The organism is Streptomyces sp. NPDC031225 (genome assembly GCF_055570355.1).
Window position 1 is genome coordinate 129209 of the sequence record NZ_JBVIHJ010000027.1, and the last position, 20405, is coordinate 149613.

Consider the following 20405-nt stretch of genomic DNA (forward strand, 5'->3'; position numbering starts at 1 on the left):
CGTCAAAGAAACGTTCCGACCCGGAGTCACCCGCGTGGGCGATGCCTTACGCCCCCATGATGCCGCCGTGATTCGGCCACGAAACCCCCATGAACTGGCCCTCAGCCGACCACCGGGCCGTCGCCGAGCGACTCCGGAGAGTAGTTGTGGCACGCCGATGCACGCAGCATCACTTACGAAGGGTTATGGTGGAAACCCCCCCTCGGGCCGGTCCGTCTCCCCCCCACGGACCGGCCCGTTTTTTGTGCGCAGAACGGTGCGCGCGACCGTGTCCAGGGCCGCGCTCACGGCAGCGCCCGCGACCCTGCGCCTGACTGGGTGCATGACTGTGCGCATGACAGGGGTGGTCGGGGTACCCGCTCCAGAGGCCGGCGTCCTCCAGGGGCCTCGGTGGCCGTTCGAGGGGCGCGGACCCGGTTCGGCGCACCACTCCGCCGGGCGGCCGCGACCGGCCGTCGACGCTTCGCAGCCGTCCACGAACGAGCGGGGCTCCCACAGTTGAACAAGACAGGCCCCCACCGTCGGCGCCCGGAACCCCCGGTACGCTCTAGCCGCGGGGACCGCCATCTCAAAGGGGCTGACTTTCACGTGAACCTGCGCGACAAGCTGCGCGGCCTGCTCGTCAGGCTCTACGCACGCCGGGTGGAAGGCCACCTGGACCACGCTCAGGTGCCCAAGCACATCGGCGTCATCGTGGACGGCAGCCGGCGCTGGGCGAAGGCCGCCGGTTCCACCCCCGTCGACGGCCACCGCGCCGGTGCCGAGAAGATCGAGGAGTTCCTCGGCTGGTGCACCGAGACGGACGTCGAGGTCGTCACCCTCTGGCTGCTGTCGACGGACAACTTCAACCGGCCGCCGGAGGAGCTCGGCCCGCTCCTCGGCATCATCGAGGACGTCGTGCGCACCCTCGCCGCCGACGGCCGCTGGCGGGTCCACCACGTCGGCACCCCCGACCTGCTGCCCTCCCCGATGCAGACGGCGCTGAAGGAGGCCGAGGAGGCCACCGCCCACGTCGACGGAATACTCGTCAACGTCGCCATCGGCTACGGCGGACGCCAGGAGATCGCGGACGCCGTACGGTCGATGCTGCTGGACGCGCGCGACAAGGGCACCTCGATGGAGGAGCTCGCCGAGGCCGTCGACACCGACATGATCGGCCGCCACCTCTACACCGGCGACCAGCCCGACCCCGACCTGGTGATCCGTACCAGCGGCGAACAGCGGCTGTCCGGATTCATGCTGTGGCAGACCGCCCACTCGGAGTACCACTTCTGTGACGTCTTCTGGCCGGCCTTCCGCAAGGTCGACTTCCTGCGCGCACTGCGCGACTACGCGGCGCGCCACCGCCGCTACGGCGGCTGACGCAGACGCTCCACGGAGAGCGTGGCGCGGGCGACTACCCCTTTTGGGGCACAAGTAACAAGGAGTTCACCAGGGCGCCGTCATACCTGATGGCATGGCACCGCATGTTCGAGGGCATAAGCCAAGCAGGCCGACGCCCGAACCACGGGTGTCGGATCTCAGCGGACGGCACGGGGCCGTCCGCCCGGGAGGCCCTTTGCACCAGCTCGACCGTGCGGTAACAGCACGGAAGAAGCAGTGGAGGGCCGGTTTTCGGCCCGTGCATCGTGGCCGTGGACCGGTCCAGCTCCACTCCGTCGCTCCCCGACCTCATCCGAGGGGGTACGTCCTTCCGTGGTGACCAGCACAAAGCGCCGTATGCCTGACAGGCGCACCTATGTTCTCGACACCAGCGTCCTGCTGGCCGATCCGAACGCCCTGAACCGCTTCGACGAGCACGAAGTTGTGCTCCCCATCGTCGTGGTCACTGAGCTGGAGGCCAAGCGGCACCATCCCGAACTCGGCTACTTCGCCCGGCAGGCCCTGCGCCTGCTCGACGAGTTCCGGGTCCGGCACGGTCGCCTCGACGCCCCCATCCCGATCGGGGAACTCGGCGGGACCGTCCGTGTCGAGCTCAATCACTCGGACCCCAGCGTGCTGCCCAGCGGCTACCGCCTGGGGGACAACGACTCCCGCATCCTCGCGGTGGCCCGCAACCTGCAGGCCGAGGGGTTCGACGTCACCGTCGTCTCCAAGGACCTCCCGCTCAGGATCAAGGCGTCCTCGGTCGGTCTCCTCGCCGAGGAGTACCGCGCCGAGCTCGCCATCACGGGCTCCTCCGGCTGGACCGGAATGTCCGAACTGACCCTGCCGGGCGAGCAGGTGGACATCCTCTTCGAGGAAGGCCACGTCTACGTCCCCGAGGCCTCCGAGATGCCCGTGCACACGGGGCTGACCATCCACTCCGAGCGCGGCAAGGCGCTGGGCCGGGTGTCGCCCGACGGCAACGTCCGTCTGGTGCGCGGCGACCGGGAGGCGTTCGGCATCAAGGGCCGCAGCGCGGAGCAGCGCATCGCGCTGGACATCCTCCTCGACCCCGACATCGGGATCGTGTCGATGGGCGGCCGGGCCGGCACCGGAAAGTCGGCGCTCGCGCTGTGCGCGGGCCTGGAGGCGGTCCTGGAGCGCCGCCAGCACAAGAAGGTGATGGTCTTCCGGCCGCTGTACGCGGTCGGCGGGCAGGAACTCGGCTATCTGCCGGGCTCCGAGTCCGAGAAGATGAGCCCCTGGGCTCAGGCGGTCTTCGACACGCTGTCCGCGGTCGCCAGCCGCGAGGTCATCGAGGAGGTCACCGCGCGCGGCATGCTCGAAGTGCTGCCGCTCACCCACATCCGCGGCCGCTCGCTCCACGACGCGTTCGTGATCGTGGACGAGGCGCAGTCCCTGGAACGGAACGTCCTGCTGACCGTTCTGTCCCGGATCGGCGCGAACTCACGGGTCGTACTGACCCATGACGTGGCCCAGCGGGACAATCTGCGGGTCGGCCGCTACGACGGTGTGGTCGCCGTCGTGGAGAAGCTGAAGGGACATCCCCTCTTCGCCCACGTCACGCTGACGAGGTCCGAGAGGTCCCAGATCGCGGCCCTTGTGACCGAAATGCTCGAAGACGGCCAGATCTGAGGCAATCTGCCAGATCTGGGGAAAACTGGGCTATCCAGAGCCAGTTGGCGCCGTCCGGAAAGGCCAAGAGCCTAGCCGGGCGGCGCCTTCGTGTGTCGCCGTTTCGTGAAATCACTGGCGTCAAACGGGATGTGAGCTTTCACACGCAACTCAGAATTGCCACCCGGCGTCGGGTTACGGCAGAGTCTCGTTCCTGTCAGGCCCCGCATACGACACACCTGTACCCCCAGCGGTACGGCACCACAGCAACATCACAGCCCAACTCCATAGTCGACGTCGTATGCCGCCCGAGTTCCACATGGCGCTCCCTGCAAGGGAGTTGCCCACCGGGCCCGCGCCTCCCGTGACCCCGCAGTACGGAGGCCAGTGCGCAGGGGCACGATTTCGTCCGCCAGGGTCACCGAAGCGGGCGATGCTGGAAGGAAACCGTGTGAGCCCGATTTCGGTCCGGGGATTCGCAGTGGCGTCGGCCACGGCAGTCACCGCTGTCGGAAGCGTCGTAGGCGTTGCCTCAGGCAGCGTCGCGCAGTCGAACGACGCCGAGGCGACGGCAGCCGACACGACGCTGCTCGCGGACATTCCCGCGGGCCAGCAGGCTCAGGTGCAGACCGCGTCCCTCACGCAGCAGGCCGACACCCAGGCCATCGCCGCGGACGCGGGTGCCAAGAAGGTCGCCGAGGAGTCGGCCCGCAAGGCCGCCGCCAAGAGCGCGATCGAGAAGAAGGAGGCCGCCGAGCAGGCGGCCAAGGAAGCCAAGGAGCGCGCCGAGGCCAAGGAGAAGGCCAGCAGGAGCTCCTCCAGCTTCCCGGTGCAGAGCTCGTACACCACCGCGCAGATCCAGGCGATGGCTTCCTCGATGGTGCCGAGCGGCCAGTTCCAGTGCTTCAGCAACATCGTGGACCACGAGTCCAGCTGGAACTACACGGCCGTCAACGCCTCCTCCGGTGCCTACGGCCTCTTCCAGGCCCTGCCGGGCTCCAAGATGTCCTCGGTCGGCTCCGACTGGCAGACCAACCCGGCCACCCAGATCAAGTGGGGCCTCAACTACATGGACAGCCGGTACGGCAGCCCGTGTGAGGCCTGGTCGTTCTGGCAGGCCAACCACTGGTACTGAGCGCGCCCCGCACTCAACCTCGCGAAGCCCCTCCCCGTCCTACGGGGAGGGGCTTTTGCCCTGTACGGTCTGATCCGACGACTCCAGGGGGAGTGGTGGTCACGGACGGGGGAAGAGGACGAATCATGTCGCGAGTGCCAGGGTGGCTCGGTCGGCTCGGTGCCCGGCTGACCGATATGGGAGAGCGCTTGGACGAGCGCCGCGCCGAGGTGGCGCGGGAGGAGGCCGAGACCGACGCGGCCCCGCCGTTCCCCGAGCGCAAGCGGGCGCCCGCGAGCCCCGCCTCCCGTCCGGCCGTCGTGCTGGCACCCCGCCCCGATCCGGCGCAGGCCGTGCCGTGGGGCGTACGGGTCGCCGCCGAGGCCGGCTGGCGGCTGCTGATCCTCGCGGGCACCGTCTGGGTGCTGATGCGGGTCATCAGTGCCGTGCAACTCGTCGTCTTCGCCTTCGTCATCGCCCTGCTCATCACCGCGATGCTGCAGCCGACGGTGGCCCGTCTCATGCGCCACGGCGTCCCGCGCGGTCCGGCCACTTCGCTCACCGCGATCCTGGGGTTCGTCGTCATCGGCCTCATGGGCTGGTTCGTGACCTGGCAGGTCATGGAGAACATCGACAACCTCTCCGACCAGATCCAGAGCGGCATCGACGATCTGCGCAACTGGCTGCTGAAGAGCCCCTTCCACGTCACCGACAAGCAGATCAACCAGATCGCCAAGAACCTGCGCGAAGCGGTCGGCGCCAACACCGACCAGATCACCTCCGCTGGCCTGGAAGGCGTCCAGGTCGTGGTCGAGGCCCTGACGGGCATCCTGCTGACGTTCTTCTCCACCCTCTTCCTCCTGTACGACGGCCGGCGGATCTGGGAGTGGACGCTCAAGCTGGTCCCGGCGGCGGCCCGTCCGGCGGTCGCCGGCGCCGGCCCGCGCGCCTGGCACACCCTCACCGCCTACGTCCGCGGCACGGTCCTCGTGGCCCTCATCGACGCCGTCTTCATCGGCGTCGGCATCTACTTCCTCAACGTCCCCATGGCCGTCCCGCTGGCCGTCTTCATCTTCCTGTTCTCGTTCATCCCGCTCGTGGGCGCGGTCGCCTCCGGCGCGCTGGCGGTGGTCGTCGCGCTGGTCACCCAGGGCGTGTTCACGGCGCTCATGACGCTCGCGGTGGTCCTCGCGGTCCAGCAGATCGAGGGCCACATCCTGCAGCCGTTCATCCTCGGCCGTGCGGTCCGCGTCCACCCGCTCGCGGTGGTGCTGACCGTCGCGACGGGCGGCATGGTGGCCGGTATCGGCGGCGCGGTGGTGGCCGTGCCGCTGGTGGCGGTGACGAACACCGTGGTCAGCTACCTGAAGGCGTACGCGGAGGAACAGACGAGTGCGGAGGACGATCCGCCCGTCGAGGACGCGGCCGTCGGTACCGAAGCCGACGACGCGTCGGGGGACGCGCCCCCCGACGGCGCCGACGAGCCCACCGAGGACCCCGTCCCGCGGGACTGAGCGCCGGGGCCGGCTGTGTGACGGTCGGCGGGAAGAGGCAGCCGAGCCCCGCGCGGTCGGGCACCTGGGCGGCCGTATCACCACTCGCACGCACGGTGCTCCGGTCGCCAGTGGGCGGTCCTGTGGCCGTACACGCCCAGGCCGTGCTGGAGCCGGCTGGGCGGTTCGGGGGCTCGTCACGCTCCCCGGCCACGGCTCGGCGGCCGCGAGGGCATCCCGCGCGAGGCGGCCGGGGCGCCCACCCTCCTGGCCCTCGGCGAGGGTCACCGCCCGCGGGACCGGGCGCCGGGCGTCGGCCGGCAGGCGGGCGGTGAGGGCGCGCTGATGACCACGGCAGCCGTTGGGCTCGGCACGCCCGTGCGGCTTGTCGCCGCCGGGCGTCCGGGCGGCGGCCCACCGCGGCAGGCCGCTTCCGAACCGGGTACGTGCCGATCCCGAAGCGCCTCACCCCGCCCCTGCACAGGCCCGCGCCCCCGGTGCCGCCCGCCGCTGAACCCGGCGTCCGGGCGGGAAATCCGGTGGCCATATTCGGTCAAATGAGCGCCGAAACAAGTGTTTTGAACAGCCCGCGAACTCAACTTCCGACAACTAGCGGCAGGTAGGAAAGCGGCACCCGGAATATGCGCCCGGACTGATACACATTCCCTCCTCAGCGCTACGCGTCAGGCGTATGTGCGAGGCGGCGGGGGGTGTGATGTCGGGCCACGAACACCTGGCACTGGCCCTGGCCGCGTGTGGCCGGGACAGCTTCACCGGAGAGCTGCGGATCACCGGATCACCGGGCGGCACCTTCCACTTCGGCGACGGCCGGGTCGTCGCCGTGGAGTCGCCCGGCGCCCCCGGACCCGAGGCGCTGCTGCTGCGTTCCGGGCGGGTCAGCGGCGAGCAGTGGGCCCAGCTGGTGCGGGAGTCCGGCGGCTCGCGCTGGCCGGCGACCGCGCTCATCGCGCACGGCTACGCGGGGGCCGCGCAGTTGCGCGTGGTGTGCGCGCTGGCCCTGCACGACGCCGCCTTCGCGATGGCCGCGGGACGGGTGGAGGAGTGCGAACGCGTCGCCACCACCGAGCCGTTCGCGCAGGTCCCGGTAGGGGAGATGCCCCTGCGGCTGCTCCAGGACGCGACCCGCAGACTCATCGCCCTGGCCGCCCTGCCGCACCCCGTGCACCCCGACCGGGAGCGGCCCGTGCCCGCCCCCGCACCCGACGGCACGGCCGGCGCGACCACCGCACTGCGGCGCGATCTGCTCGCCCGGGCCGACGGCCGCCGTACCGCCCGCGATCTCGCCTTCCGGGTCGGACGCGGCGTCTACACCGTCACCGTCGAGGTCGCCCGGATGCTCGACGAAGGCCTCCTGGTCTGCGTCGAGCCGCCCGAACCGATCACCGTCCGGACGCTCCCGGACGGCCAGGGCCTGAGTCAGCGGGAACCGGGGCCCACCGAGCCGGCCAGGACCGTGGAACGCGCCGATCTGCCCCTCCGTAAACCAGGAAGCTTTTTCCGCCTCCGGAACGGAACACCGAAATGAAGCAGCCGATCAGATGTGAACAGAATTAGGGGAGTTGAGTATATGGATCACAAAGCCCTGGCGCTCGAAATGCGCGGTCTGCGCGAACAGGTCACCGGAATCACGGACACCGCGGTCGCTGCCGCGGACGGGCTGCTGATAGCCGCCGACACCGCCGACTCGATCGACCCGGAGGGTCTGGCCGCGCTCGCCGCGGCCGGCCTCGGCCTGGCCCGGCGCACCGCCGAGGCGACCGCCCGCGGCACGCTGCGCCGGACGGTGACGTACGGCAGCCACGGCTGCGCCGCCTTCTACGCCCTCGGCGACACCGCCCTGATGGTCGTACTCGGCGACGAGGGCATGGACGTGGACCAGCTGCACCGAGCGACCCAACCGACCCTGAACCGGATCGGCTCGATCCTCACCGGCAAAGCGACCGAGAAAGCACCAGAAGGAGTCTGAAGGGATGGCGACGAAGCGCATGGCCGCAAATTTCTCCGACCAGGTGATGGGCCTGGTGAAGTCCCTTCGTACCGACGCCCCCGACTGTGTCGCCTCCGGCGTGGTCGACATGTCCACGGGCATGCTGCTGTCGTACGAGACCGTCGAGAGCCACCCGCCGGAGGTCCTGGACCTCCTGGCGGGCGCGACTCTCGACCTGTTCCAGGGCCGTACGGTCGTGATGATCGAGGACGTCTTCAAGGAGCGTCGCGGGGTCGCCAGTGACAACCACTTCTTCCAGGAGATCCTGGTCAACAGCGAGAACCTCACGCACCTGTTCGTGCGGCTGAACGAACAGCAGGACGTCGTGGCCGTCGTCGTCTGCCGCAAGTCGGTCAACGTCGGCATGCTGTTCGCCCAGGTCCGGCGGGTGGTGCGGGAGTACAGCCTCTGAACGGACGGCCGGCTGCGGGCGGCTACTCCGTCCGCAGCCCGTCCGGCCGCATCAGCCTGAGCAGCGGCGGCAGGCTCAGCAGCGTCACCACGACCACCACCGCCGCCCCCACGCCGGTCATCGACAGCACGCTCGGCCAGTCCACGCGCACCCCGGTGTTCGTCATCCGCAGCAGGACCACGCCCAGCGTCAGCCCCACCACCATGGCCAGCAGCAGACCGAGCACGATCGGGATCGCCGTCTGCCACAGCACCGACAGGCTCAGGGTGCGCCTCCTGGTGCCGAAGGCGACCAGCGCCGACAGCAGCTTCTTGCGCTCGCGCAGCTGCTCCAGCTGGGAGACCAGCAGACTCGCGCCGATCAGTGCGAGGACACAGGCGGCGCCGACGAACAGGCCGGTGCGGATGGACCTGTAGCGGTCGTTGCTCTCGACGGACACCCAGGTCATCGGCTCTTCGAGCGGGTTGATCCGGGCCGCCGTGTTGCGTACGTACTCGTAGGCGTCCGGCAGCGACTTGTCGAGCCGCAGATAGATCTGGCCGTCCACACCCGCCGCGGCCTTCGCCGAGAAGGCGGCCGGGGTGACCAGGAGGCCGCCGCGCCGGTAGCCCGTCGGGTCCGGGATGGACCGGGCCTGCTTGACGGTCTTCGGCACGGTCCAGGTGACCGAGGCGGGCTTGTCCGAGTCGTCGGAGGTGTCGACGAAGTAGAGCGTCTTGCCGGGCTTGGCCGCCATGCCCGACTCGCCGTCCGCGTTCTCCTGGGTGGAGGAGTCGCCGTTCGCGCCCGGTGTGACGTGGGAGGCGAAGACGTCGCCGTCGTGGCAGGAGGGCAGTTCGGCCACCTGCCGCAGGGATGTGCAGTCGGCGACGGTGACCCGGCTGAAGTGAGCGTCGTCGCCGGGCCCGTCGTTGGCGTATCCCTCGTCGAAGGCGTACACGTGCTGCACGCCCTTGGTCGCCGAGAACTCCTTCGCGGTCGCGGCGAGCGTCTTCCCCTCCGGGACGGCGACCTGCATCTGCGCCCGGGAGACGTCGTAGCCGCTGTCCCGGGTGTAGTCGCCCTCGACGCCCGCGAACAGCATCTGCAGCGCGATCGCCCCGGCCACCGCCACCGCGATGCCGTTGACCATCCGGGCCGCCGTACCGCTGCTCAACTGCAGCCTGCGCACGGCCAGTTGCCAGGACAGTCCGCCCGCGCCGAGCCGGGCGACGACCGCCTCGACGATCCACGGCAGCAGCGCGGTCACCCCGACCAGCAGCAGGACCACACCCCCGGTGACGAGGTACTGGTTGAAGTCGCCTCCGTCGCGGCCCTGTCCGACCATCGGGTAGAGCATCCCGAGCCCGGCCAGCGGCAGCAGCAGCCGCCACCACAGCCGGCGCCGAGAGGGCTTCGCCGTACGCACCACGCCGAGCGGCTCGATCACCACTCCGCGCAGGGCGAGCAGGGTCACCAGGACGGCCGCGGCGGGCACCGCGAGACCGACCAGCAGGGCAAGCAGGGGGGAGGGGTTGAGATAGCTCGGGAACACGCTCTCCCCGAACACCTCGACGGAGCCCGCCGCTTCACGGGCGATCAGGAAGAACCCGGTGCCCAGGACGAGTCCCAGCACCGCCCCTGCGAGTGCCTCGCCGGCGGCGATCCGACGGGTCGAGCGGCCGTCGGCGCCGACCAGGCGCAGGGCCGCGAGCCGACGGTCGCGCCGCTCGCCGCCGAAACGCACGGCGGCGGTGATGAACACGGCGACCGGCATCAGCAGCACGATGAAGACGACGAGGACCAGCAGGACCAGCACCGGGTCGGTGCGTTCCTGGACCGGGTTCGGGTTCCCGAACTGTTCGATGCGGGTGATCTGTCCGCCGGTGATGCCGTGCGCCGCGAGCCCCTCGGCGCCCCGGTAGTAGGCGAGTTCGGCGGAGCCGATCAGCCCGCTCTCGCCGATGGTGCCGACGATCCGCTGCGGCAGCCGCTCCCGCAGGAGCCTGCCGTCGCCCGACTCCAGCAGCTTCTTCAGCGCGGGGGAGACCACCATCTCGCCGACCGCCGGGAACTTCCCGACCCCCGGCGGCAGGGGCGCCTTCGGCCCCTCGGGCTCCAGCTCCCGTCCGCGGATGCTCGTGTCCCGGAAGGTGGTTCCGGTGGCCGCGACCAGCAGCGTGTCGGCACCCTTCGGGGGGATCTTGTCGCTGTACGTGATGTCCGTACGGGCGTCCTCGCGCTGGTGCCGGACCGCCAGCGCGCTCGGCAGCGCGGTGGTCAGCAGCAGCAACGCCACTCCGAGGCCGACGCCGACCGCGGTCAGCAGGGCCCGGACCCACCCTTCGCGTCCGCCCGCGAAGGCGAACCGAACCCCCATGGCGAGGTCTCGCCACCACTGCCTGAGCGTCATACGACCCGCTCCATGTCCCGGGACTTCCCGTCCCGTACGACGATCTCGCGGTCGGAGTAGGCGGCGACCCGTGCCTCGTGCGTGACGAGGACGACGGCCGCGTTGGTGGACCGGGCGGCCTCGGTGAGCAGCTCCATCACCCGCTCGCCGTTGAGGGAGTCCAGCGCGCCGGTCGGCTCGTCGGCGAACAGCACGCGCGGGTTGGTGACCAGGGAGCGGGCCACGGCCACGCGCTGTCCCTGACCGCCGGAGACCTCGCCGGGCCGCTTCTTGCGGAGGTCGTCGACCTCCAGGCGCTCCATCCACGCCAGCGCCGCCTTCTCGGCCTCCTTGCGGGAGGTGCCGTTCAGCCGCAGCGGAAGCGCCACGTTCTCGACGCAGGTCAGCTCGGGGACGAGCTGTCCGAACTGGAAGACGAACCCGAACTCGGTGCGCCTGAGCGCGCTGCGCTCGGCGTCGTTCATCGTGGCCATCTCGCGGCCGTTGTACGTGATCGAGCCCGAGTCGGGCGGCACGATCCCGGCGAGGCAGTGCAGCAGCGTCGACTTGCCGGACCCGGAGGGGCCCATGACGGCGACGACCTCGCCGGGGTGGATGGAGAACTGGGCGCCGTCGAGCGCGACGGTCGGACCGTAGGTCTTGCGCAGTTCGTCGGCGACGAGAAGGGAACCGGCCGGGGTCACTTGACCACCACCTCCGCGAGCTTGTCGAGACGCGCGGCGGTCAGTTCCAGCCAGCGCAGGTCGGCTTCCAGATGGAACAGGGCGTGGTCGCAGATCAGCTGGTCCGCGAGGTCACCCTTGCGCTTCCGGTCGGTGAGGATGCGCATCATCCGCAGGTGCTCGGAGCGCTGCGAGTCGAGGATGTCGCCGGCGTCCCGGTGTGTGAGCAACGCGAGGACGATCTTGGTGTACAGCGTGGACTGGAGATACGGCTCGGGCTTCTCCGGCGTCGCGAGCCACCGCTGTACGTCGGTGATCCCGGCGTCGGTGATGGCGTACCGCTTGCGCTCGGGGCCGCCGCCGGGCTCGATCCCGTCGACTTCGACGAGCCCGTGCTTCAGCAGCCGGGACATCGTCGAGTAGACCTGGCCGTAGTGCAGCGGCCGGTCGTGACCGAACTTCTCGTCGAAGGCCCGCTTGAGGTCGTAACCGTGCCGGGGGCCGGACTCCAGGAGCCCTAGAAGAGTGTGACCGATGGACATGGAGAGGACTGTACATGCGGTGTATACGTCAGGTGTATACGCGGAGTGTGTACGCCGGGCCGGGGCGTGAGCAGCCGCAGGTGAAGGCCGATTGTCACGGTTCTGCTACGTGGCCCGGTCGCCCCGGTCGTCCTTGGGTGGTCGTCCCCGGCGTGGCAGCGGACCGGTGTCGCCGGGCAGCCGCCCGGCCTCCTTCAGGGCCCTGCGCAACAGGAACTCGATCTGCGCGTTGGCCGACCGCAGCTCGTCCCCCGCCCACCGCGCGAGCGCCTCGTACACCAGCGGGTCCAGCCTCAGCAGCACCTGCTTGCGCTGCTGAGGCCGCCGCTCGGGGGAGCCCCCCGCGGAAGGTGCCGTCACTGGTAGAGCGTCCCGGTGTTGAGGACCGGCTGCGGGGCGCGGTCGCCGCACAGCACCACCATCAGGTTGGACACCATCGCCGCCTTGCGCTCCTCGTCCAGCGACACGATGTCCCGCTCGGTGATGCGGGCCAGCGCCTCCTCGACCATGCCGACCGCGCCCTCCACGATCTGCCGCCGGGCCGCGACGACCGCCCCGGCCTGCTGCCGCTGGAGCATCGCCGAGGCGATCTCGGGCGCGTAGGCGAGGTGCGTGAAGCGGGACTCGATGATCTGCACGCCGGCTGTCTCGACGCGTGCGTGGAGCTCGGTGGCGAGCTTCTGGGTGATCTCGTCGGCGTTGCCGCGCAGCGAGAGCCCGTCCTCCTCGTGGGCGTCGTAGGGGTACTCGATGGCGATGTGCCGGACGGCTGTCTCGGTCTGGGTGGCGACGAACTTCACGTAGTTGTCCACCTCGAAGGTGGCCTGCGCGGTGTCCTCGACCCGCCACACCACGACCGCGGCCAGCTCGATCGGGTTGCCGTAGGCGTCGTTGACCTTGAGGACCGCGGTCTCGTGGTTGCGGACCCGGGTGGAGATCTTCGTGCGGGAGGTGAAGGGGTTCACCCAGCGCAGCCCGTCCTGGCGGATCGTGCCCCGGTAGCGCCCGAAGAGCTGGACGACCCGGGCCTCGCCCGGTGCGACCGTGTTCAGGCCGCGCAGCGAGATGAGCGCGGCGACCAGCACGAGGACACCGCCGGCGGCGAAGCCGGGACTCCGTGAACTGGCGGCGAACAGCACGACGGCGGCCAGCAGTCCGACCAGGCCGAGCAGTAGTGCGAGCGCGCCGCCGATGCTGTGCGCGGCGACCTCCCGGACGCGCGGGGCGGGCATCTCTGGTACCGAGTCATCCGCGGACATGGTGATCCCCCATCTGTCTTACCTCTGGCAGGCTTCTATCGAACTTCTAGCTAAGTGATATCACTTTACCCCGCCTCGGCAACCTTCACACCCCCCTGGGAGTCTGGTTCCGAGGAGGCGGGTGCTGATTCTCACGCCCGGTGAGGCCCGGATCGAATGTCCTTTGTCATATAGAGCGGTGTTAGCTTTCTGAGCTGACCTGAGCCACGAACCGGTGTGGCCGCCGATGAGGAAGCGGAGCGAGTCGACCCATGGGACGAGCGGAAGAGAGAAGAGCACGTCAGCGCGGTGGTCGCCGCGCGGCGCCGCCCACACGCTCGTCCGGGACGCCGAGCGAGGGCGTCGTGACCGGCGGCCGTGCAGCGGCGCGCAAGGCCGCCCAGGGCAAGAAGAACGCAAAGAACGCAAAGAACGGCAAGAGCGCGATACGGCGGCTCTTCACCTGGAAGAAGATCCTCGGCGCGTTCTTCGGCTTCTGCCTGCTCGGCATCGGCGCCTTCATCGTGATGTACATGATGATCGGCGTGCCCAAGGGCAACGCGGCCGCGCAGAAGCAGAGCAACATCTACAAGTACAGCGACGGCTCGCCCATGGCCCGCGAGGGAGACACCAACCGGGAGATCGTCGATCTCTCCGAGGTCCCCAAGCCCGTCCAGCACACCTTCGTAGCGGCGGAGAACAAGTCCTTCTACACCGACGCCGGCGTCGACCTCAAGGGCACGGCCCGCGGTCTGATCAACACGCTGTCCGGCAAGGGCAAGCAGGGTGGCTCGACGATCACCCAGCAGTACGTCAAGAACTACTACCTCGACCAGGACCAGACCGTCACGCGCAAGCTGAAGGAACTGGTCATCTCGTTGAAGGTGGACCGCACGACGTCCAAGGACAAGATCCTCGCGGGCTACATCAACACCAGCTACTACGGCCGCGGCGCCTACGGCATCCAGGCCGCCGCCCAGGACTACTACCGCGTCGACGCCAAGGACCTCAGCGTCCAGCAGGGCGCGTACCTCGCCGCGCTGCTCCAGGCCCCGAGCCAGTACGACTGGGCGGCCGCCACCCCCACCGGCAAGAAGCTGGTGAAGGCCCGCTGGAACTACGTCCTGGACAACATGGTCGGGCAGGGCTGGCTCAACAAGGCCAAGCGTGACGCCATGACGTTCCCGGTGCCCAAGGAGCCCAAGGCCGCACCCGGCCTCGAAGGGCAGAAGGGCTACTTCGTCAAGCTCGCCAAGCAGCAGCTGGAGAAGCAGCTCATCAAGCAGGAGGGCATCACCCAGGACGAGGCGGAGGCCCGGGTCGAGAACTCCGGCTGGACCCTCACCCTGAACATCGACAAGAAGAAGCAGGCCCAGCTGGAGAAGTCCGTCAAGACCCAGCTGACCAGTCAGCTCGACCCGAAGAAGCGGTCGGTCGACAAGAACGTCCAGGCCGGCGCCGCCTCCGTCGATCCCAAGACGGGCAAGATCGTCGCCCTGTACGGCGGCGAGGACTACACCAAGCACTTCTTCAACAACGCCAACCGCACCGACTACCAGCCCGCTTCGACGTTCAAGCCGGTCATCCTCGCCGCCGCCCTGGAGAACGCCGCCGAGACGCAGGGCGGCAAGGCGATCGGCGCGAACACGATCTACGACGGCACCAGCAAGCGCCAGGTCGTGGACGGCAACGGCAACAAGGTCGGCTTCGGCCCCGAGAACGAGGACGACGCGGACTACGGCAAGGTCACCGTCCAGACGGCCATGGACAAGTCCATCAACTCCGTCTTCGCGCAGATGGGCGTGGACGTCGGCATGGACAAGGTGCTCGAGACGGCCACCAAGATGGGCATGGACACCGGCAAGCTCAAGCCGCTGCCCGCCTACACCCTGGGCACCATGGGCGCGAGCCCGATCCAGATGGCCGGCGTCTACGCCACGCTCGACAACCACGGCAAGCAGGTCACGCCGACCATCATCAAGTCGGCGGAACAGGGCGGCACCGAGATCCAGATGCCCGACCCGATCGGCGAGCAGGTCATCAGCCGCGAGGCCGCCGACACGGTGACCTCGGTCCTGACCGGCGTGGTCGACGACGGTACGGCCAAGGTGTCCGTGGCACAGAACCCGGCCCGCGACGGCCGGAAGGTCGCCGGCAAGACCGGTACCTCCGACGACAACCTGTCGGCCTGGTTCACCGGCTACACCCCGGACCTGGTCACCTCGGTCGGCCTGTTCGGTGAGGACTACAAGACCCACGCGCAGAGCAAGATGTACAAGACCGCCGGCCTTCCGCGCGTCAACGGCGGCGGCTTCCCCGCGCAGATCTGGGCGGCGTACACCTTCGGCGTCGCGGGCAAGAACACCAAGTTCGACCTGGACACCGACCAGGGCGCCGCGGTCCAGCCCAGCTGGACCCCGAGCCCCAGCGCCTCGGTGTCCGACACACCGTCGCCGTCCGCGACCACGAAGAAACCGACGACCAGTGCGCCGGCGACCCCGGTGACCCCGACGACCAGTGCGCCGGTGACCCCGACGACCAGTGCGCCGGTGACCCCGACGACCAGTGCGCCGGTGACCCCGACGACCAGCCCGCCGAACCCGTTCGACCCGAACGGCGACCAGTAGCGAGGAAACGGCGAAGGGCGCCCGGTGATCACCGGGCGCCCTTCGCCGTTCGCGTACGGGCCGAGCAGCGGCACGCTCAGCTCCGGTTCAGCTCGAACCACACCACCTTGCCGGTGCTGAGCCGGGTCGCCCCCCACCGCCGGGCCAGCCGGTTGACGAGGTACAGGCCGCGCCCGCCCTCGTCGGTGGCGCGAGCCTGCCGCAGCCGCGGCAGTTGCGGCACGTCGTCCCCGACCTCGCAGCGCAGCACATCGGTCCGCAGGAGCCGCAGCGTGACCGGCCGCGTCGCGTACCGCACGGCGTTGGTGACGACCTCACTCACCAGCAGCTCGACGGAGTCGGTGAGATCCTCCATGCCCCAACGGGACAGCGCCCGGCGCGCAAGCCGCCGGGCACGGCCCGGTGCCGCGTCCTCCGGCTCCAGGAACCAGTACGCCACGTCACTCGGCGCGATCCCGTCGAACCGTGCGGCGAGCAGCGCGATGTCGTCGTCCCGGTCGCCAGGACCGAGCATGTCGAGCACCTCGTCGCACAGCGCCTCCAGCGGCGGCGGATGATCCGGTCCGGTCAGCTGGGCGGTCGCGGCCAGCTTCTCCCGCAGCTGCTCTATCCCGGTCCACACGTCCCGCAGACGCGACTCCACGAGCCCGTCGGTGTACAGCAGCAGCGTGGCCCCGGCCGGCGCGTCCAGCTCCACGGCCTCGAAGTCGACGCCCCCGACACCGATCGGCGCGCCCGGCGGCACCCGGAGCACCTCCGCACGGCCGCCCAGATGCAGCAGCACCGGCGGCGGATGACCGGCGTTGGCGATGGTGATGCGGTGCGACACCGGGTCGTAGACGGCGTAGAGACAGGTCGCCATGCGGTCCGTACCGAGCCGTTGGGCCTGCTCGTCGAGGTGGTGCAGCACCTCCTGCGGAGGCAGGTCGAGGCCGGCGAGGGTCTGGGCCGTCGTGCGCAGCTGGCCCATGATCGCCGCGGATGTCATGGAGTGGCCCATGACGTCCCCCACGACCAGCGCGACCCGGCTGCCCGGCAGCGGGATCGCGTCGTACCAGTCACCGCCCACCCGGGCCGTCTCGGCGGCCGGCAGATAGCGCGAGGCCAGCCGGACACCGGTCGGCCGCGGGAGCGTCTCCGGAAGCATGGTGCGCTGCAGCTCGTCGGCGATGTACGCCTCACGGCCGTACAGGACGGCCTTGTCGATGCCCAGCGCACTGTGCGTGGCCAGCTGGGCGGCGACCAGCAGGTCGTCCGGGTCGAAGGGGATGCGGTCGGGGCGGCGCAGGAACAGCGCGGCGCCGATGACCCGGCGCCGGCCGCGCAGCGGGGCGAGGATCGCGCGGCGGCCCGTCGGTACGGCGAATTCGGCGCCCTCGCCGAGCAGTTCCGGCAGCGCCGCATGAGCTGCGGGCGTGTCCGTGAACACCGGGCGCACTCCGCGCAGCACCTCGGCGAGCGCGCTGCCGGGCTGTACCTCGCACAGTTCGGTGCCGAGGGCGTCCAGCTCGGTCGGGTTCTCCGGCACCGGCACCGGAAGGATGCCGTCCTCCAGGTCCCGCTCCTGCTGCGGGATGCGGTCGCTGCGCCGCAGCCTCAGTACGAGGGGGCCGGTGGGCCGTTCGTCGCCGACCGGCAGCGGATCGCGCAGATAGACGAGGATCGCGTCGGAGAACGTCGGCACGGTCGCCCGGCACAGCCCCATGACGATCTCGTCCAGGTCTATGCCGCGGGCGATCCGCCGGGTCGCCGCGCCCACGAAGCGCAGCCGGTCCCCGTCCCGCCGCATGGGCGTGGGCCGGCCCGGGGACAGTGCCTGTCCGGTACGGCGTTCCTCGCTGCTGAGACCGCTCTGCGGCCGCTCGCCCTCGCCACCCGGCTGGACCGGGACCCCGTCGGGGACGGGCCGCGGGCGGTGCGTGTCCTGCTCCGTAGCGGCCGGCTGGGAGTGCTCGGGGCCGGTGCCCGCCGGGTTCATACCCATGTCCTTGTTGTTGCCGGTTCTACCGGTCTTGCCGGTCGTGCTGCTGCCCTGGACGACGGGTGCCGTTTCCGGCGAGGTGTCACCGGAGCGGGCCTGGACGGGTAAAGCGGACGGCGCCTCGACGCCCGGTGCGGGCACCGGGGAACGCGGACGCGCCCCGCGGGGGTCCGTGGGGTCGACGCCCGGCTGTGGGCGTTCGAAGGAGGTCGGGTGCTCCGTCACGCGTGTCGAATCCGTCCGTCCGGGGCTGCACGCCGTACGCGCAGTCGGTCCCGCCGAAATCCCGATACCCGGAATGCGTGTCCGAGGAACGGAATTCCCGCGTGGTCAGGGGCTGCTCCTGCGTTGTTGGCGAAACGTCGGCCCGTACCGGTGTTGCCCTCGTACCCCACGCTCACGTCCTGCCGCCCCTCGGTGACGATCGGTCAAGCCCAGTGCCCGCTCCGGTAGTTGCCGCTGCGCACTCTTGCGGAGGACGATCCTACGTTTGCAGCCCGGGGGCGCATCAAGGGTCTCATGAGGACAAGTGCGCGGGCGTACGGTCCCAGTCTTCCGGTAGGAGCGGTACAGACCAGGATGGATCGGGCCGCCAGTCGGGCCAGCCGTCCGAGAACGGCGGGCCCCAGGCGCGGATCACCTCCACCGCGGACCGCCCCGCGGCCCTGACCTGCCCGGCGAGTTCGGGGCTCATCAGCCCGTCCCGCTGTGCCTGCGCGAACTCGTCCTCGTCGAGCCAGTGCCAACTGCGGTCCGGGTGCACCGAGATGTCCAGGAAGTGATCCTCGGAGTCCACGCCCCCGGCCCAACGGGTCAGCGGCTCCTCGAGGTTCACGTACCAGTTCTTGAACCGCCAGCCCGGCTCCCAGAACAGCCACACCGACCACGGCAGTCCCGGCCGCGCCAGCTTCAGCACCCCGGTGCCGAACCAGTGGTCCAGCTGCACGGTCCTCGGCTTGGTGTAGCGGGACTCCAGCGGCTCCGCGTGCACGGACGTGCCGTCGGCCAGCACCGGCTTCACACACTCGGTGCCCGGCGCCAGCCAGACGGCGAGCAGGTCCTCGTCGTCGCGTACGACGGTGACCGGGCGGACGATGTGGAAGTGCGCGCCGGAGTTCTCCCGGTAGCGCCACAGGATCTGACTCCCGGGCTTCCAGAAGGACGTCGACGTGCCCGCTTCCACCGCTCTCACCGCTCCACCGTCTGCCATGAAGAGATATTAGGTGCCATGGGCATACGACGCTGCGGTGCGCGTCACGGTTCACGCCGGGGACGGGAAAGGTTACGGCCGTGTCATCCGCAGGACATCCAGTGCCTCGTCCAGCTGCTCCTCCGTCAGGTCGCCCCGCTCGACGTATCCGCTCTCCAGCACGACCTGACGGATAGTCTTCAGCTCCGCGAGGGCCTTCTTGGCGACCTTCGCGGCCTCCTCGTACCCGATGTACTTGTTGAGCGGGGTGACCACGGAGGGCGAGGACTCGGCGTACTCCCGGGCCCGCTCGCGGTGGGCGACGATCCCGTCGACCGTCCGGTCGGCGAGCAGCCGGGAGACGTTGGCGAGCAGCCGGACCGACTCCAGGACGTTCTTCGCGATGACCGGAAGCATGACGTTGAGCTCGAAGTTGCCGGCCGCTCCGGCGGTGGCGACGGTCGCGTCGTTCCCCACGACCTGCGCGGCGACCATCAGCACGGCCTCCGGGATCACCGGGTTGACCTTGCCGGGCATGATCGACGAACCGGGCTGGAGGTCGGGCAGGGAGATCTCCGCCAGGCCGGTCCTCGGACCGGAGGACATCCAGCGCAGATCGTTGGCGATCTTCGTGAGCCCGACCGCGATGGTCCTGAGCTGCCCGCTGGTCTCGACGATCCCGTCCCGCGCGCCCTGCGCCTCGAAGTGGTCGCGCGCCTCGGTGAGCGGCAGCCCGGTGGTGCGGGCCACCTCCTCGATGACCGCGGCGGAGAAACCGGGCGGGGTGTTGATGCCGGTGCCGACCGCGGTGCCGCCCAGGGGGAGTTCGGCGAGCCGGGGCAGCGAGGCCTCCAGTCGCTCGACGCCGTAGCGGACCTGGGCCGCGTACCCGCCGAACTCCTGGCCCAGGGTCACCGGGGTGGCGTCCATCAGATGGGTCCGCCCGGACTTCACGACGTCCGCGAACTCCTCGGACTTGCGGGTCAGCGCGGCGGCGAGATGGCCGAGGGCGGGGATGAGATCCCGGGTCACGGCGGCGGTGGCGGCGATGTGGATGGAGGAGGGGAAGACGTCGTTGGACGACTGCGAGGCGTTGACGTGGTCGTTGGGGTGCACGGCACGGCCGAGCCGCTCGGTCGCGAGCGTGGCCAGGACCTCGTTGGTGTTCATGTTGGACGAGGTGCCGGACCCGGTCTGGAAGACGTCGACGGGGAACTGCTCGTCCCAGTCCCCGCGCGCGACCTCCTCGGCGGCGTCCTGGATCGCCTGGGCGATGTCCTTGTCGAGCACCCCGAGCTCGGCGTTCACCTTCGCCGCGGCTCCCTTGATGCGCGCGAGGGCCTCGATGTGCGCCCGCTCGATGCGCTGACCGGAGACCGGGAAGTTCTCCACGGCCCGTTGGGTCTGGGCACGCCACTTGGCGTCGGCGGGGACGCGTACTTCACCCATGGAGTCGTGCTCGATGCGGTATTCGCTCATACCCCTTACAGCGATCGGGGAGAGGCGTATGTTCCGGCTCCGGGTTCTGTTAGCCCGTCCGGCGTTTGAGGACGAGGCCTTTCGGGCCGATGGGGGTCCGGGGGCGCAGCCCCCGGGCGGGGTCGAAGGGGCAGCGCCCCTGGGGATGGGACGGGTAGGGGGGGGGGGGGGGAAGAAAACCACCCCCCCCCCCCCCCCCCCCCCCCCCCCCCTCCCCTTCCCCCCCCCCCCCCCCCCCCCCCCCCCCCCCCCCCCCCCCCCCCCCCCC

16 protein-coding genes are annotated in these 20405 nt (G+C 70.1%); 8 read left to right on the top strand and 8 right to left on the bottom strand.

Annotated elements, in window-relative coordinates; translation table 11 throughout:
* The first annotated feature begins 588 nt into the window (after positions 1-588).
* The 7 genes from ACZ48Z_RS36315 to ACZ48Z_RS36345 all read left to right on the top strand — a co-directional run bounded on the left by ACZ48Z_RS36315 (position 589) and on the right by ACZ48Z_RS36345 (position 8027).
* On the top strand, positions 589-1362 hold the full coding sequence (locus ACZ48Z_RS36315; RefSeq protein ID WP_468740168.1) for an isoprenyl transferase: 774 nt from the start codon (positions 589-591) through the stop codon (positions 1360-1362).
* A 333-nt stretch (positions 1363-1695) separates the two neighbouring features.
* Positions 1696-3021 (top strand): PhoH family protein, encoded by a 1326-nt coding sequence (locus ACZ48Z_RS36320; RefSeq protein ID WP_468740169.1) that lies wholly within the window; start codon positions 1696-1698, stop codon positions 3019-3021.
* Between the two features lie 430 nt (positions 3022-3451).
* Positions 3452-4135, top strand: a complete 684-nt coding sequence (locus ACZ48Z_RS36325; protein WP_468740170.1) for an aggregation-promoting factor C-terminal-like domain-containing protein — start codon at positions 3452-3454, stop codon at positions 4133-4135.
* A 125-nt stretch (positions 4136-4260) separates the two neighbouring features.
* Entirely contained in the window at positions 4261-5628 is a 1368-nt protein-coding gene (locus ACZ48Z_RS36330; protein ID WP_468740171.1) for an AI-2E family transporter, read from the top strand.
* Positions 5629-6322: 694 nt separating this feature from the next.
* Positions 6323-7153, top strand: coding sequence for a MarR family transcriptional regulator (locus ACZ48Z_RS36335; protein ID WP_468740172.1), 831 nt, complete (start codon positions 6323-6325; stop codon positions 7151-7153).
* Between the two features lie 42 nt (positions 7154-7195).
* A complete protein-coding gene (locus ACZ48Z_RS36340; RefSeq protein WP_468740173.1) occupies positions 7196-7594 on the top strand; it encodes a roadblock/LC7 domain-containing protein in 399 nt (132 codons plus the stop codon).
* Between the two features lie 4 nt (positions 7595-7598).
* Entirely contained in the window at positions 7599-8027 is a 429-nt protein-coding gene (locus ACZ48Z_RS36345) for a hypothetical protein (protein ID WP_468740174.1), read from the top strand.
* Positions 8028-8049: 22 nt separating this feature from the next.
* Here the strand turns inward: ACZ48Z_RS36345 and ACZ48Z_RS36350 are convergent, their stop codons facing one another.
* The 5 genes from ACZ48Z_RS36350 to ACZ48Z_RS36370 form a co-directional block, all read right to left on the bottom strand.
* Complete coding sequence (locus ACZ48Z_RS36350; protein ID WP_468740175.1) at positions 8050-10419, bottom strand: ABC transporter permease; 2370 nt, start codon at positions 10417-10419, stop codon at positions 8050-8052.
* On the bottom strand, positions 10416-11102 hold the full coding sequence (locus tag ACZ48Z_RS36355) for an ABC transporter ATP-binding protein (protein ID WP_468740176.1): 687 nt from the start codon (positions 11100-11102) through the stop codon (positions 10416-10418). Before ACZ48Z_RS36355 ends, ACZ48Z_RS36350 begins: the two co-directional genes overlap by 4 nt.
* Entirely contained in the window at positions 11099-11623 is a 525-nt protein-coding gene (locus tag ACZ48Z_RS36360) for a PadR family transcriptional regulator (RefSeq protein ID WP_468740177.1), read from the bottom strand. Before ACZ48Z_RS36360 ends, ACZ48Z_RS36355 begins: the two co-directional genes overlap by 4 nt.
* A gap of 105 nt (positions 11624-11728) precedes the next feature.
* The gene (locus ACZ48Z_RS36365; RefSeq protein ID WP_468740178.1) at positions 11729-12034 is read right to left on the bottom strand and encodes a type II toxin-antitoxin system antitoxin; all 306 of its coding nucleotides are present in this window, start codon (positions 12032-12034) and stop codon (positions 11729-11731) included.
* A complete protein-coding gene (locus ACZ48Z_RS36370; RefSeq protein WP_468740179.1) occupies positions 11980-12882 on the bottom strand; it encodes an SPFH domain-containing protein in 903 nt (300 codons plus the stop codon). The genes ACZ48Z_RS36365 and ACZ48Z_RS36370 overlap by 55 nt, the downstream gene beginning before the upstream one ends.
* A gap of 251 nt (positions 12883-13133) precedes the next feature.
* Here ACZ48Z_RS36370 and ACZ48Z_RS36375 point away from each other — a divergent pair, with 251 nt between their 5' ends.
* Entirely contained in the window at positions 13134-15488 is a 2355-nt protein-coding gene (locus tag ACZ48Z_RS36375; RefSeq protein WP_468740180.1) for a transglycosylase domain-containing protein, read from the top strand.
* A gap of 76 nt (positions 15489-15564) precedes the next feature.
* On the opposite strand, the gene ACZ48Z_RS36380 is transcribed toward ACZ48Z_RS36375, so the two are convergent.
* The 3 genes from ACZ48Z_RS36380 to ACZ48Z_RS36390 form a co-directional block, all read right to left on the bottom strand.
* Positions 15565-17694, bottom strand: a complete 2130-nt coding sequence (locus ACZ48Z_RS36380) for a SpoIIE family protein phosphatase (protein ID WP_468740181.1) — start codon at positions 17692-17694, stop codon at positions 15565-15567.
* A 292-nt stretch (positions 17695-17986) separates the two neighbouring features.
* Entirely contained in the window at positions 17987-18679 is a 693-nt protein-coding gene (gene fomD / locus ACZ48Z_RS36385) for a cytidylyl-2-hydroxypropylphosphonate hydrolase (RefSeq protein WP_468740182.1), read from the bottom strand.
* A gap of 72 nt (positions 18680-18751) precedes the next feature.
* On the bottom strand, positions 18752-20137 hold the full coding sequence (locus tag ACZ48Z_RS36390) for a class II fumarate hydratase (protein ID WP_468740183.1): 1386 nt from the start codon (positions 20135-20137) through the stop codon (positions 18752-18754).
* Positions 20138-20405: the final 268 nt, after the last annotated feature.